This window comes from Frankia sp. CcCS3, from assembly GCF_977927575.1.
On the sequence record NZ_CDWRCL010000106.1, the window covers coordinates 1 to 12,914 of the forward strand.

Annotated in this window: 16 protein-coding genes and 1 pseudogene; 3 read left to right on the forward strand and 14 right to left on the reverse strand. The window is 69.0% G+C overall.

Translation table 11 applies throughout. From position 1 onward, the window contains the following. Positions 1 to 495: hypothetical protein (locus AC08OQ_RS11220; RefSeq protein ID WP_476612028.1), on the reverse strand; the 495-nt coding region annotated here is incomplete at its 3' end. A gap of 15 nt (positions 496 to 510) precedes the next feature. Between AC08OQ_RS11220 and AC08OQ_RS11225 the strand changes: the two genes are divergently transcribed. Then, positions 511 to 1,788 carry an alpha/beta hydrolase family protein gene (locus AC08OQ_RS11225; protein WP_476600783.1) on the forward strand — a complete coding sequence of 426 codons (1,278 nt, stop codon included), beginning with the start codon at positions 511 to 513 and terminating at the stop codon, positions 1,786 to 1,788. Positions 1,789 to 2,059: 271 nt separating this feature from the next. Here AC08OQ_RS11225 and AC08OQ_RS11230 read toward each other — a convergent pair whose 3' ends face one another. The 5 genes from AC08OQ_RS11230 to AC08OQ_RS11250 form a co-directional block, all read right to left on the reverse strand. Then, on the reverse strand, positions 2,060 to 2,344 hold the full coding sequence (locus AC08OQ_RS11230) for a hypothetical protein (protein WP_023841456.1): 285 nt from the start codon (positions 2,342 to 2,344) through the stop codon (positions 2,060 to 2,062). 566 nt (positions 2,345 to 2,910) lie between these two features. Next, a complete protein-coding gene (gene uppS / locus AC08OQ_RS11235) occupies positions 2,911 to 3,684 on the reverse strand; it encodes a polyprenyl diphosphate synthase (RefSeq protein WP_476592757.1) in 774 nt (257 codons plus the stop codon). A gap of 231 nt (positions 3,685 to 3,915) precedes the next feature. Beyond that, entirely contained in the window at positions 3,916 to 4,170 is a 255-nt protein-coding gene (locus AC08OQ_RS11240; protein ID WP_476592756.1) for a hypothetical protein, read from the reverse strand. Between the two features lie 659 nt (positions 4,171 to 4,829). Continuing rightward, positions 4,830 to 5,504, reverse strand: coding sequence for a DUF1360 domain-containing protein (locus AC08OQ_RS11245; protein ID WP_476600786.1), 675 nt, complete (start codon positions 5,502 to 5,504; stop codon positions 4,830 to 4,832). 91 nt (positions 5,505 to 5,595) lie between these two features. Continuing rightward, on the reverse strand, positions 5,596 to 5,913 hold the full coding sequence (locus tag AC08OQ_RS11250) for a hypothetical protein (RefSeq protein ID WP_476600788.1): 318 nt from the start codon (positions 5,911 to 5,913) through the stop codon (positions 5,596 to 5,598). A gap of 647 nt (positions 5,914 to 6,560) precedes the next feature. Here AC08OQ_RS11250 and AC08OQ_RS11255 point away from each other — a divergent pair. Continuing rightward, positions 6,561 to 7,397, forward strand: a complete 837-nt coding sequence (locus AC08OQ_RS11255; RefSeq protein WP_476605209.1) for a class I SAM-dependent methyltransferase — start codon at positions 6,561 to 6,563, stop codon at positions 7,395 to 7,397. 365 nt (positions 7,398 to 7,762) lie between these two features. On the opposite strand, the gene AC08OQ_RS11260 is transcribed toward AC08OQ_RS11255, so the two are convergent. The 4 genes from AC08OQ_RS11260 to AC08OQ_RS11275 form a co-directional block, all read right to left on the reverse strand. Next, positions 7,763 to 7,990 carry a hypothetical protein gene (locus tag AC08OQ_RS11260; RefSeq protein WP_476600792.1) on the reverse strand — a complete coding sequence of 76 codons (228 nt, stop codon included), beginning with the start codon at positions 7,988 to 7,990 and terminating at the stop codon, positions 7,763 to 7,765. Between the two features lie 217 nt (positions 7,991 to 8,207). Beyond that, the gene (locus AC08OQ_RS11265) at positions 8,208 to 8,768 is read right to left on the reverse strand and encodes an MFS transporter (protein ID WP_476600794.1); all 561 of its coding nucleotides are present in this window, start codon (positions 8,766 to 8,768) and stop codon (positions 8,208 to 8,210) included. After that, positions 8,768 to 8,950, reverse strand: a complete 183-nt coding sequence (locus AC08OQ_RS11270; RefSeq protein WP_462186916.1) for a hypothetical protein — start codon at positions 8,948 to 8,950, stop codon at positions 8,768 to 8,770. The genes AC08OQ_RS11265 and AC08OQ_RS11270 overlap by 1 nt, the downstream gene beginning before the upstream one ends. Continuing rightward, positions 8,947 to 9,531: an MFS transporter gene (locus AC08OQ_RS11275; RefSeq protein ID WP_462186928.1), complete on the reverse strand. Its 585-nt coding sequence runs from the start codon at positions 9,529 to 9,531 to the stop codon at positions 8,947 to 8,949. The genes AC08OQ_RS11270 and AC08OQ_RS11275 overlap by 4 nt, the downstream gene beginning before the upstream one ends. A gap of 105 nt (positions 9,532 to 9,636) precedes the next feature. On the opposite strand from AC08OQ_RS11275, the gene AC08OQ_RS11280 reads away from it, so the two are divergent. Next, positions 9,637 to 9,927, forward strand: coding sequence for a TetR/AcrR family transcriptional regulator C-terminal domain-containing protein (locus AC08OQ_RS11280; protein WP_462186917.1), 291 nt, complete (start codon positions 9,637 to 9,639; stop codon positions 9,925 to 9,927). Here the strand turns inward: AC08OQ_RS11280 and AC08OQ_RS11285 are convergent. The 4 genes and pseudogenes from AC08OQ_RS11285 to AC08OQ_RS11300 all read right to left on the reverse strand — a co-directional run bounded on the left by AC08OQ_RS11285 (position 9,924) and on the right by AC08OQ_RS11300 (position 12,613). Then, positions 9,924 to 10,520, reverse strand: coding sequence for an LLM class oxidoreductase (locus tag AC08OQ_RS11285; protein ID WP_476600802.1), 597 nt, complete (start codon positions 10,518 to 10,520; stop codon positions 9,924 to 9,926). The genes AC08OQ_RS11280 and AC08OQ_RS11285 overlap by 4 nt on opposite strands. 92 nt (positions 10,521 to 10,612) lie before the next feature. Next, positions 10,613 to 11,089 (reverse strand): annotated as a pseudogene (locus tag AC08OQ_RS11290) (LLM class flavin-dependent oxidoreductase); the annotation flags it as partial. 401 nt (positions 11,090 to 11,490) lie between these two features. Next, positions 11,491 to 12,138: a TetR/AcrR family transcriptional regulator gene (locus tag AC08OQ_RS11295; protein WP_462186921.1), complete on the reverse strand. Its 648-nt coding sequence runs from the start codon at positions 12,136 to 12,138 to the stop codon at positions 11,491 to 11,493. Between the two features lie 76 nt (positions 12,139 to 12,214). Continuing rightward, the gene (locus tag AC08OQ_RS11300; protein WP_476600800.1) at positions 12,215 to 12,613 is read right to left on the reverse strand and encodes a PaaI family thioesterase; all 399 of its coding nucleotides are present in this window, start codon (positions 12,611 to 12,613) and stop codon (positions 12,215 to 12,217) included. Positions 12,614 to 12,914 lie beyond the last annotated feature (301 nt).

A 12,914-nucleotide genomic window follows, 5' to 3' on the forward strand; every position in this document is an offset into this window, starting at 1 on the left:
ACATTGATCATCCGGGCAGGGCGTGATGGCAGCCAGCAGGTGGCGGTCATCCGACGGGCGGGCAGAGGGCGCGATGAAGACACCTGAGCGGCTGTTCGATCTCCCCGGCACGGTTGCCATCATCACCGGCGGAAGCCGGTAGGCCGTTCGAAGCCCGTGTGCGGTGGTTTTCCCCGCCCGGGTCGACCTGCTGACCGCATTCATCCTGGACAGGCCCACTTTTAGGATCACCGGCGTGGCGACAGGCCCACTTCTAGCGTCACCGGCATCGCAATGCACACGCGGGAAGGAAGTCACATGCAGGAAAGAGGCCACGTGCAGGAAAGAAGTCATGTGCCACTGGGGCGTCACATGCGGGAAATTGGTCACGAGCAGGAAATTGGTCACGTGCGGGAAGGAAGTCACATGCGGGAAATGGGTCACGAGCAGGAAACGGGTCATGTCCCGGAAGGAGGCTACGCGCCGCAGAGACGTCACGTGCGGCTGGTACGTCACGGGCGGCAGGACATCGTGAGGAGGGGACGGCGTTCCCGGCGGCGCCGGACCGTCATGGGGCTCGTCCTCGCCGCGACGACCGCGGTGACGGCCACCGCGACGACCACCGCCCTCATCGACCCCGCCGCGGCCACCGGGCCGACCACGGCTTGGCGCCACACATCCTCTTACCGCGGGGATGTGGTCTCCGTCAAACGGCTACGGGTCCTGTCGGCGGAGTATGTGCGGGCGGTCCTGGCCGGTACCGGGTTCGATGCCGATCCGGAGGTGATCCGGTCGGGGGTGCGGACCTACCGGGTCGTGTACTACACGATCGACCCCCGTGGACGTCGGACGACCGCCAGCGGCCTGGTGGCGCTGCCGCGCACCGAGGACCGCTGGCTACGGGTTGTCTCCTACGCCCACGGCACCGAGATCAACCGCACGGACGCCCCGTCGACCGCGACCGATCTGGAGGCCAACTCCTGGGGGCAGGCCCCGGCCCTCACCTACGCCGCCGCCGGGTTCGCGACGGTCGCCCCCGACTACCTGGGCTACGGCGTCGGGCCGGGTGACCATCCGTGGTTGGACGTCCCCTCGGAGACCAGCGCGTCGCTGGACCTGCTCCGCGCGGCGCGCACTGTCGCCGAGCGTGAAGGCCGGAAGTTCAAACGGGATGTGCTGGTCACCGGGTTCTCCCAGGGCGCTTCGGCGGCGACGGGACTGGGGAAGGCGCTGCGGGCCGGCGCCGACCCGTCGTTCCGGCTCGGTGCCCTCGCGCCCGTCAGCGGAGCCTATGACCTGCGCTCCGTGGAGCTGCCGGCGTGGCTGAACGGGCAGGTCGCATGGCCCTTCGGCGTCGGCTACACCGCCTTCTTCCTCGTCTCCTGGAACCGCCTGCACCACCTGTACCGCTCGCCGGCGGAGGTGTTCCAGGACCCGAAGGTCGCGACGCTCTTCGACGGCAAGCACACCGGGGAGCAGATCCTCGCCGGCCTGCCGGCGACCACCGACAAGCTGCTCACCCCACACGGCTTCGACCTGCTCCGCAACCCCCAGGGCCGGCTGGCCGTGGCGCTGTGGGCGGCGGACAAGACCTGTTCGAACTGGAACCCGAGGGTGCCGGTCCGGCTCTACGTCGGCGGCGCCGACCATCAGGTTCCGCGGGCCAACAGCGAGCACTGCCGGGCCGCGTTCCTGGCAAGTGGCGCCGACGCCCCGATCATCAACCTGGGACCCAACGTCGGTCATCTCGACTCCAACAAGGCCGGTACGGCCGCGGTCGTCCGCTGGTTCCGGCAGCAGGTGCAGTAGTAACAGCGAGCTGACGGACCAGGACGATCCATGGTCCCAGGCCATCGCCGGTCTCATCGCCGGCGATGGCCGGTCAACCGGCCAGCGAAATCGGACGTCGGCGGGCGGCACTCGTGGGTGGGACGGAGGGACCTCCCGGCTCGTCGGCTTCAGCGTTCGTCGTCGGCGCTGTTCATCGTCAGCGGCGGTCAGGTATCTCGGTGCCTCCGGGGAGTGCAGACAAGATAATCAACGGTGTTGACGACGTTCCGGCCGCCATTTTTGATCATGGCTAGATTCGGAAAGGCCACACCGGGGGCCCGATGGTTTCGGTGCGGACGGGGAAATTGGGGCTGGGCATGTTGACCTCGAGGCCGAGCCTCTTGTTGATTTTGAGAGCGCGATTCGCGTAAAAAGCGAGGATTCGCGGGGCCACCGACGCCACCGTGGCGGTGGCCGGCTCGGGTATGACGGCCGAAACTATCGCGGCTATGTCGACGCCGTTAGCGACCATCTCGGTCTCCTCTCTGGTGAAGAAGATCTTCCAACCCTTGTGGACGCTGGTGGCGGATGCCATTGATGCTCCGTTTATGTCTGACATCAGGTCCCGACAGGCGACAGGCTTGCACCAGCGCGACGGAGACTCGACGGTAGTTCGCTGATGGCGCAATAAGCACTTAGGGGACGTAATGAAGTAACAAATACGTGATCGAGAGCATCATCGCAGGTCAGCAGGCCTGTGGAGGGTTCGAAACGCGCAAGTTATTTCATTTCGACTCCTTACTTGCGGTAATGGCACCAACTGGGCGTTTCCGCGGGCAGGATGCGGCCGACCGGGCGGGTGGCCAGCCGTCGGACGACGACGGTGCGGCGGGCGCTCTACACATCCCTGAAGCCCATAGGTGGCCCATGACCGGCGTTGACCGTCTGAACGATCTTCCTGTCCGGGGGATACCAGCCCCGCTCAAGGGAGGAAAGGGGGAAGGAAAGAAGGAAAGGAAAAAGGCGGGAAGGGGGAAATAGCCAGATAAAGAAAGAAATGATCGGGCAGCGGGAAGTGGAAAAACCAGGCGCACGCAGCCCGCCGTCCAAGGGCGGCTCAGGAGTGGTTCAAGGGCGGTTCAGGGGCGGGCCAGGCGCGGATCAGGCACCGTGGCGTCGCTCCCTGGCGGCGAAGCTGCGCAGGGCGCGCAGGAAATCGATCTCACGGAACGCCGGCCAGTACGCCTCGCAGAAATACAGCTCCGAGTAGGCGCTCTGCCAGAGCAGGAAGTTGGACAGCCGCTGTTCCCCGCTGGTGCGGATCACCAGATCGGGGTCGGGCTGGCCGGCAGTGTAGAGGTGCTGGGCGATGTCGTCCACGGTCAGCGTCGACGCGACGTCGGCCAGCGAGTCCCCCGCCTCGGCCCGCTCGTACAGCAGTTCGCGCAGGGCCTCGATGACCTCCTGGCGACCTCCGTACCCGACGGCGAGGGTGACGTGAGCGCCGGTCGTGACTCCGCGGGTCGTCTCCACGGCATCCTTGAGGACACGGGCCGTGCTGTCCGGCAGCGTGTCCAGCATGCCCGCGAGATGGACCTGCCAGCGGGCGTCTGGCCGCCCGAGCCGGTCGGCCACCACCTGCTCGATCACCTGCATGAGGAAGGCGACCTCGGCGTCCCCGCGCTGCTGCAGGTTCTCCGTCGAGCAGACGAACACGGTGACGTGTTTGATCCCGACAAGCTCGCACCAGGACAGGACGTCCTCGGCGTGCTCGGCGCCGTACTTGTGGCCGAGGCTCGGATTCGCCATGCCCATCTCGCGGGCCCAGCGGCGGTTGCCGTCCATGACCAGCCCGACGTGCGCAGGCAGTGGACCCGCCATGACCTGCCGACGCAGGCGACGGGTGTAGAGCGCGTAGAGGGGGCCGGCCGTCAGCTGCACCTTCGATTACACCTTCGATCGTGGGGCGCCCGGCGATCGCGGGGCACCCGGGGGAGGAGGAGTCCGGGGAGAGCCCATGGTCGGAATGGGTCTGTGGTCGATCTGTCGTGGGTGTCGTGGGTGCTGCATGCGGGGGAGTGGTACGTCGGGATACCAGTGTGCCCTCTCCCGAGGAAGGGCTTCCGCGGGGGCTCGGACCGACGTCGCGATCGGGCGGTCCGCCGGTCACAGGACCGCCACCGGCCCACCCACCCCGTGCAGGTCCAGCGCCGGAATCACCAGCCAGTTCTCGTAGCCCCCCGCCCGGGCGTGCCGGTTCGCCTCGGCCGGTGTCACGAAGAACCCGACGACACCTTCCACCGCCCGATCCGGCCCGATGAGGACCGCCAACGCCCAGAGCGGGCCGGATCGCTGCGGATTCGCGGCCGGAATGTGCGACCACACGTCCGACCAGCTCGACTGGTCAGTCGAGGACTCCATCATGCACCCCTCTTCACGCACCCCTCTTCACGTAGCTCGTCCGGAGCCGCCCACGGCGGCCATGGCGGACGAAGGTCGACCGGTGAAAACCGTTGATATCACTATCGGTGCCGCTCCTGCGTCTTACGGTGACATTCGGTAAGTTTCTGTCCATACTCTCGCCACGGCGCTCCAGATGAGCATCTTGGCGCCTCGGGCCCCTCTTCCGTGCCTATTTCAACACGAACGCAGGCTGAGATATGACACACGGACCACCGTTCGGCGATGCTTTGATGATTTGAGTTCTTCGGACCCGTTCCAGGCCTTCGCGGTCGGCGGTCCAGCGAGGGAGTTCGCGCAGGTTGCCCGCCATGGCCCTTGGCCTCTCGCCGGGCACCGCGGGGTTCAAACGTCTGCACGTGCATCCGGCTCTTAGGGGACGTAATGAAGTAACAAATACGTGATCGAGAGCATCATCGCAGGTCACAGGCCTGTGGAGGGTTCGAAACGCGCAAGTTATTTCATTTCGACTCCTTACGATGGGACCGGACCCGATTCTTCTGGAGTATGCACGCGCAGGTGTACGCGCGTGCGCATGCGCGTACACACGTCACACATCATCACCGCGCCACCATTTCCCGTGATCTGGGTGCAACAACCCATCACCCGGGAGAGAATGGTCAGCCCCTGGTGGCCTGTTGTTGCGCGTTCGCGTAGACAAGCTGAAGTAGGTCGGAGCCGGTGACCACCGTGAAGACGGATGCGGCGAGCCGCGTCGGCCGAGGCACGACGACCAGGCCGAAGACGAAGCCGGTGGCCACCCACTGCGCGGTGCAGAACGGGCAGGTGAGTAGCTCACCCACGCTGTGCCGGGCCGGGGGGTGCTCGCGGACCTCCTCGGCGAGTTCCGCCGGTCCCGCGGTGCCGCGGAAGCGGGTGAAGGGGGCGCGCAGCGGGCTTGTCACCGGGTCCTTGGCGAGAATGCGGCTCAGCTTGTGCGTGGCGATCGTGACGAGAATCAGGTCGGGGACCGCGAACCGCTCGGGCAGGACCGCACCGGACACCCGGCCGATCAGCCCGAGAGCCGCGCACAACCCGCTATACGCCGACAGGGTGGCGAGATAGCCGCGCAGCGGGCGGGGCTCGTCGCCCGCGTACTCGCTCTGTTCCTGGCGCGCCGTGTTGGTCAGGCGGGCCAGCACACCGGTTTTCGGGGTATGCGTCATGTCGGATGCCTGCCCACCGTCTCCGACGGTAACTAGGCGGAGCACGCCCCGCCGGCCGCCGCCACGGCGGGCCCGGCGGAGGCCACCGGGTGCCACCGCCCGGGTCCGCGCGGCAGGAGGAACGGTCATGCTCTCGTCGGCAGGCCCGGACGAGTTTGCCGCAGCTTTCAGGGTTGCCGCAGCTTTCGGGGTCGTCGACCGGGTTTCGTTCGGGTCTCGTTCAGGACTCCGGCGCCGCGTCCCCGTGGCCGTTCGCGCTGGCACGCCGAGTGGTCGTGTTGAACATGCGGGTGAGGTACTCGGTGCGCAGGACGCCGCGGCCGTCGGCTCCGATATAGCCGACGTCACGGGTGAGATAGCCCTCGGGGTAGGTGTAGCCGGCGGCGGTGACCTCGCCGTTGCGGGTCCACCAGGCTTTGCGCTGGGTGTGGCAGCGGTCGCAGGCGTGGATGACGTGGTAGGCGCGGGCCTCACGGTCCCAGGTGGCGCTGTGGGGCTGCCAGCGATGTCCCATGGTGCGGCATTCCACGAAGCTCACAGGCAGCTCGTGCGCCCAGGACTCGATGCTGCGACGGGGGGGACTGCTCGGCCATCAGGGTGTTGGCCCCTTTCCGGGGAGACGGTGCGCGGGACGGGAACGACGAACGTAACGGTGGGAGAAAGCCGACGGTCTCCTGGAGTGATCCTGCCATCCGGACCTGGTGTGGGTCTCTTCGGTGGGCATGCTGGCGCGCCCCCTGTGACCAGGGTGGATCGGCAACGGACGGCCCACTGTAGTGGGTACGGAGGCAGCGTTGTCGTGCACGCGATTCACGATGCCGCCTGCTTCACTGCAACCATCGACACTTTCGGTGAACGGCCTGCCGTCGTGCGGTGCGCGGGACTGGGCCTTGAGGCCGAGGTGGATGTGCACGGCTTCCAGCACGCTCACCCGGCCATGGCCGCCGATGGCGAGCACGACAGGCCGATGATCATCTTCTTGCCTGTGGGTGCCCCCGCGGTAGTGGCATGCAATCGTGGAAGAGTGCAGGCACATCGGCCCATGGGCGGTCACGGGGGCGCGAGCCGGACCGTGGTGCTGGTGTGCCAGGGGCGGGCCGTTGCGCACGGGCGCATCGCCATCGACCGGTTCGACGATCCGACAGCAATGATGTTCCTGCGCGCCGACGAACGGGGCGTTGTCGAGTGGGTGCGCGGCGGTGTCCCGCCGCGGGGGTGGGGGCGCGGCTCGAGTTCGAGATGGTGCGGGCCTGCGGTGAGGTGATGGTGCCGCGTACCGTCGCCATCGACGAGGCCCTCCGGGAGGCCGTCGGCGGGGCCGAGGGTGAGGCCGTCGGCGATCGGGGGGTGCGGCGGGCGGAGCAACTGGTGGTTCTCGGCGCGGGCCTGGACGGGCGGCCCTGGCGGATGCCGGAGCTCGCCGCCGTCGCCGTATTCGAGGTCGATCATCCGGCGTCCCAGCGGGACAAGCTCGACCGGCTCGGAGACGCGGATCGGCCCGGGGAGGCGGGGCCGCCGGGAACGACACCGCGTTCCGGAACGACACCGCGCTTTGTGCCGGTGGACTTCAGCCGCGACGACCTCGATGCGGCCCTGACGTCGGTAGGGCATCGGCCGACGGTGCCGACGGTCTGGATCTGGGAGGGTGTCGTGCCCTACCTCACCCGGGGCCAAGTCGCCGCCACGACCCGGGTCGTCGCGGGGCGCTCGACCCCGGGAAGCCGCCTGATCGTTCACTACCACACGCCGACGCTCTCGGCGCTTCTCGGCCGGCTGGCGGCACGGGTGCTAACCATCGTGTCACGGCGCCCCGATCCCCTGGCCCGCGAACCCAACCGCTCGGCATGGACCCCCGCCGCGATGCGTCGGATGCTTGCCGCCCACGGCTTCACCGTCCGCCGCGACGACGACCTGCTCACGCTCGCCCGATGGCTGGCGGTGCCGGTCCGGCACCGCCAGCCGCTGCGCAACGGCCACGTCGTCGTGGCCGACCTCCTCGTGGCCGACCCCGACATGGTCTAACCCGACATGGTCTGGCGCCACCTCGCGCGCTCCGCTCACACGGACCGATCCGCCCGTCACCCTGATCCGCCCGTTACCCGATCTACTTACAGTACGTAGTTCCCTCGTGGGTTTCGGTTGGGGTTGACCGGGGATGATGCCCATGGCACCCGTGCGGGAAACCCGACGAGACCGCACTCGGCGATCGTGGCGACCGACCGGCAAGACACTGCGGACCGTACACCGGTCGGTCGTCTCCGCGGTCGGTCACCTGCCGTCCCGGGGTACCGGGCGCCCGGTGGGCAAGGGGAGCATCCAGGCGCTGATCGGACCGGAGGAGGCAGGTCACCGGGGCAAGTCACCGGAGGAGGTGGGGAGGGGTCGGGTCAGAGCCGGTTGCGTAGCAGCTGCTTGCCCTCCTCGGCGCCCTTGCGGCTCTCGTTTTGCGCCCGGCGGAACAGGCTCGCCAGTTCTTGGTCGCCGTCGCGCTCGGCGTCGCCGATGTAGGTCTCCAGCCGCAGCGCGTTGCTCAGGCACCTCTCCGTGAACCACAGCAGGTCGTACTGGGCGTCCTTCGTGCCGGTGACGTTCCCGGTCTCGGCTGTCGTGGTCATTTGATCGGCTCCCTTCATCGGGGTCTGCGGATACGCATCCTTCGGAGTACCAGTTCCCGCACGGGCCGCTCTTACCCATCTGTCCGTCCGTGTCCGTCTGTCCGTCTGTCCGTCCGTGCCGCCGGAGAAACCGAACGGCGGCATCGAGGCGACAGTCCGGACCGACAGTCCGGACCGCGGAGAAGGGCGAAACCCACGAGGTCCGGGCCGCGCTGATTCAGCTGGCCGGGTCGGCGGATCGGCGTCCGGGCAGGTACCAGACCGCGAGGCCGATCAGGACGGCGACCGCGGTGATGACCGCGCCGCCCAGGAAGGCGCGCGCGGCGCCCGTGGCGACGCCGTCCGCGCCGGTGAACAGGGTCAGCAGGACGGCGAGGCCGAGGGACCCGCCGACCGACAACGCGGACTGGAGCACGGCGGAGGTGACACCGACATCCTCGGGAGCGGTCTGCGACAGGACGATGAGGTTGAGCGGCACCACGGCCGCCCCGGCGCCCGCGCCCAGCAGGATGATCGGGGCGAGGACGTCGACGGCGTAGCGGCTGCCGGCGTCGAGCAGGCTGAGCCAGAGCATCGCCAGGATGATCACGGTGAAGCCGATGAGGGCCAGCGCCCGCGGGTTCAGGTGGGCGAGGATCCTGGGCACGGATCGGGCGGTCAGCAGCAGGGACACGCCGAACGGCAGGAACGCGAGCCCCGTGACGAGCGGCTCCAGGTCGAGGACCCGCTGGAGGAACTGGGTCAGGAAGAACAGGAAGCTCGTCAGCACGAACGCCATCAGCAGCAGGTCGACGAACGCGCCCGCCCGGCCCGGTGGGTGAGCACCCGCAGGGGGAGCAGGGGCGATGCCGCCGGCGACTCCCGCAGCGTGAAGCCCGCCAGGACCACCACACCGCCCGCCAGACCCGCGACGGCTCCCGAGTCGGCGGCCCGCACGAAGCCGAACACCAGGGCCGTCATGCCGAGCACCGACAGGACCGCCCCCGCGAGGTCCAGGGCCGGCCGATTGGCCGCCCGAGGAGCGGGGGCACCACCCGGGCGGCGAGCACCGCGACGGCGAGGCCGATCGGAGCGTTGATCAGCAGCGTCCCCCGCCAGTTCGTGAGGTCGGTGAGGATCCCCCCGAGCACCATGCCGGCGGACGCCGCGAGCCCCGTCACCGTCGAGTAGACGGCGAACGCCCGTTGCTGGCGCACCCCGCTGAAGGTCGTCGCGAGCAGCGCGAGCCCCGCGGGGCCGGCCAGCGCCGCCCCGCCGCCCTGCAGGACACGGCCGGTGAGCAGCAGGCCCACGCCCGGTGCGAGTCCCGCGAGCAGGGACGCGGCGGCGAGCAGGCTGGTGCCCGCGATGAAGGTGGTGCGGTGGCCGAGTATGTCGCCGAGCCGGCGGACAGGCCCAGATCCGTCTGAAGATCGAGTAGCGCGACGGTGACGATCGTGCCGTCGAGCTGAAGCATGAACTCGGCGCCGACGATCGCCGCGAGGACGAGGCCGAGCACTCCCGGGGTGTTCTGCTCCAGTGCTGGCTGTTGATCCTGGAATGCCAGCTCAGCGATGAGGGCTGGGCGTTGCAGCGGTTGCTGTACGCCGAGGCCCCCACATGCCCGACCTGTACGACGAGGTGGTGTCGCTCGGGGGCAGCCGGTCGTGAACGCCTTGGCCGGACGGCTCGCGCGGCTGGCGAACCGCGGGCATCTCGACGTCGATGATCCCGAGAGCGCCGCGAGCCAGTTCATGTCGCTCGTTGCCGGAGACCTCCCGGCGTTGTCGGCGCTGGGCACCCGGCCCATCCGCCCGGTCGACCTCGACGACGCCGTACGCATGGGCGTGCGGACCTTCCTGCGGGCCTTCGCGACCCGCCGGCACGCGCGACCCGCCCGCTCGCGTCCGCTGCTCGCGGCGAGCCACCCGCCGCCCGGTCCTCTCCCTGTCGACTAACCGGCGGGGTTATCTGGGTTATCTGGGTTATCTGGGCTGTCTGGGCCGGTGGGGTCGGCTGCGACGTCCTGCTTCGTGAAACGGTTGGGGGGGATCGGCAGACCGAGGGACTCACGGAAGGTTCCGCCGGTGTACTCGCGCTGGGTCAGCCCGCGTTCCTGCAGGATCGGGACCACCAGCTCGACGAAGGCCTCCAGACCGCGTGGCATCGCCTCCAGAAGCATGAAACCGTCCGTGGCTCCGGATGTGAACCATTCCTGCATGCGGTCGGCGATCTGCTCGGGCGTCCCGATGAACTCCCCGCGGGGGGTCACCGCCTCCAGCGCGACCTGGCGCAAGGTCAGCCCCCGTTCCCGGGCCATCTGCTTGATCCGACGGGTGCTGTCCTGGAAGCCGTCGTTGCCGATCTCACCCAGCTCGGGGAAGGGGGCGTCCAGGTCGTAGCCGCCGAAGTCGTGCTGACCGAAGATGAGGGAGAGATAGCGCAGCGCCTCGTCGGTGTTGACCAGGCCGGCCACCTCCTGGTAAAGGCGTTCGGCCGCCGCTTCGGTCGGGGCGACGAACACGGTGACCGCGATGAACAGCAGGGGCACACCCGTCGGCCGGCCTGAAAGATCATCAGGTAGCCCTGCGGCGGCCGTTCGATGTTCAGCGGTCCCCGCACGGAGAAGTACTCCCCGCGGCGGTCGAGGGTGTGCAGCCGCGCACGGTCGAAGAACACCCCCGACTCCTTGTCTCGGAGCAGGGCGCCGTCCTCCCAGGAGTCCCACAGGCCACGGGCCGCGATCCGGTAGCACGTGTCGTGTTCGGGGTGCTCCTCCTCGGAGCGGCTGAAGTTCAGCGCGGTTCCCGCCGGCGCGGAGGTCACGATGTTGATCCCGGCCCGGCCGGCGCTGATGTGGTCGACGGTGGCGAGTTGGCGGGCGATGACGAACGGCTCGCTGTAGGAGGTGGAGATCGTGCCGACCAGGCCGATGTGGCTGCTCGCCGCGGCGAGCGCGCCGAGCAGTGCGACCGGTTCGAACTGCGCCAGGTACTGCGGGGTGGACTCCGCGGTGACGTAGAGGGTGTCGGTGATGAAGACGAGGTCGAAGCGGCCGTTCTCGGCGGTGCGGATCCATCGCCGGTAGAGGTCGAAGTCGATGGCCCCGTCCGCCGGCACGTCGGGGTGGCGCCAGCCGGCGACGGTGCCGCCGACGCCGTGCAGTAACGCCCCGAGCCGCAGCCGACCCTTCCTCGCCGAGCCGTCCGGCGCCGTGTCGTCGCTCGCCAGGTCCTTCCCTTCTGGTGCATACGCTTGTGGTGCGTAACCGGTTCTCCTAATACGTAACCGGTACGTAACCGGCCGGGATGTCGGCCAGCCGGACGCCTTCGAGGCGGGGCAAGATAGCCGGTCAGGCCCGTGCCAGGTGGTGCGTGCCGGGAATCAGCCGGGCAGGTTCAGCGTCCCGCATCGCGGTGCTATCCGCGGCCTCGTCGGGAACGGCCGGGCGTCGGTGGCGCGCGGGAACGCCGCCGCCCATGGCACCGCCTCCCCCCGGGTGATCCGTCATGATCCGTCGTCTATGACACCGTACCGGTGTGGTGCTCCGTTTTGTAAGACCTCGGGGTATCACCGGTCGTCGGCCCGGACTGAACCCGCAGGCCATCGGTCATGATCGAGAGTAGGGGCCGGGCGTGGCCCGCCCGCTCCGGCGCCTGTTCCCGGATCCAGCCGATAGCGGTCACGAGAGAGATCACCTCCTCGATCCGCACGTCCGACCGGACGTCGCCGGCCCGCTGGGCCCGGACGAGGAGTGCCAGCGTCGCCTGCTCGAGGGAGTGGCAGGACGCGTGCAGCTCCGTCTCCTCGTCGCGCACCATGGTGAGCAGCCTGGCGGCCACCCCCCGGTAGGTCGCGATGTGTGCGATCAGTTTGTCAAGCCAGCCGAACAGTGCCGCGCCCGCGTCCGGGGCGTCCAGCAGCCGGTCCACCTCGTCGAGTAGCGCGGCGGCCCGGTCCTGCAGCAGCGCCTCGAGCAGCGCGTCCCGGTTGGGGAAGTGCCGGAAGAGCGTGCCGATCCCGACCCCCGCCTGCCTGGTGACCTCGTTGAGGGAGATGTCCCTGTCGCTGCCGGCGAAGGCGTCCCGGGCCACCTCGAGGATCCGCTCGCGGTTGCGGCGCGCGTGCGAGCGCATCGGCCGGTCCGCCGTCTTCACGCTGCTGGCCATGTGCACCTCCGGGGGCTCGGCCGTACACTCCTTCGAGCCTACGGAAGCCTGGTCGTCACGAGGGGCGTGCCGGTGGTCAGCGGCGCGCGACGGTGCCGAGCGCGACGGCGCAGAGCCGTTCCCCGTCCCCGTACCCGCCGCGGTCGAAGACCTCGCAGCGCACGGTGACCAGGGTGGAACCGGCATGGACGACCTCGGCGCGGGCGATGAGCTCGTCGCCCCGCGCCCCCCGGATATAATTGATCTTCATCTCGGAGGTCAGGACGGCGTCCCCCGCGATGCTGCCGGCGGCGAAGGTGAGGGCCGTGTCGGCGGCGTAGCTCAGCGCCCCGCCGTGCTGCTGGCGCAGATGATCTCCGAGTGGGATGGTCAGCTCGGCCACCCCTGCCTCGAAGCGGCTGAGTCGGGCGCCGAGCAGCCGACTGAAGGGCTGGGCGGCGAGTAGCTCGCGGGCCACGGCGATGTCGGGCGTCATCGGCTCTCCAGGAAGGTGTGCCTACCGGCGGGGTGCCTACCAAGCAGTGTGGGCCTTGGGAGGTTCGTGGGTCGTCAGGGACTGGGCGCGGGTGGCGGAGGGGTGACGACACGATTGGTAGTGGTCTCGGCGGCGGACTGATGATCTGGGCCGTGGCCGGCTGCGGTCGGCTGAGCCACTGGTTTCGCCTCGCTGCTCGCCTGAATCCGGTGCGAAGCGATGGCTATCCGCTGGGCGTGGTGTGTAGGAGGTCGGCGGTATGTCGTGAATAGGGGTTGCGGCGGGGTTTTCGTGGGTCTTC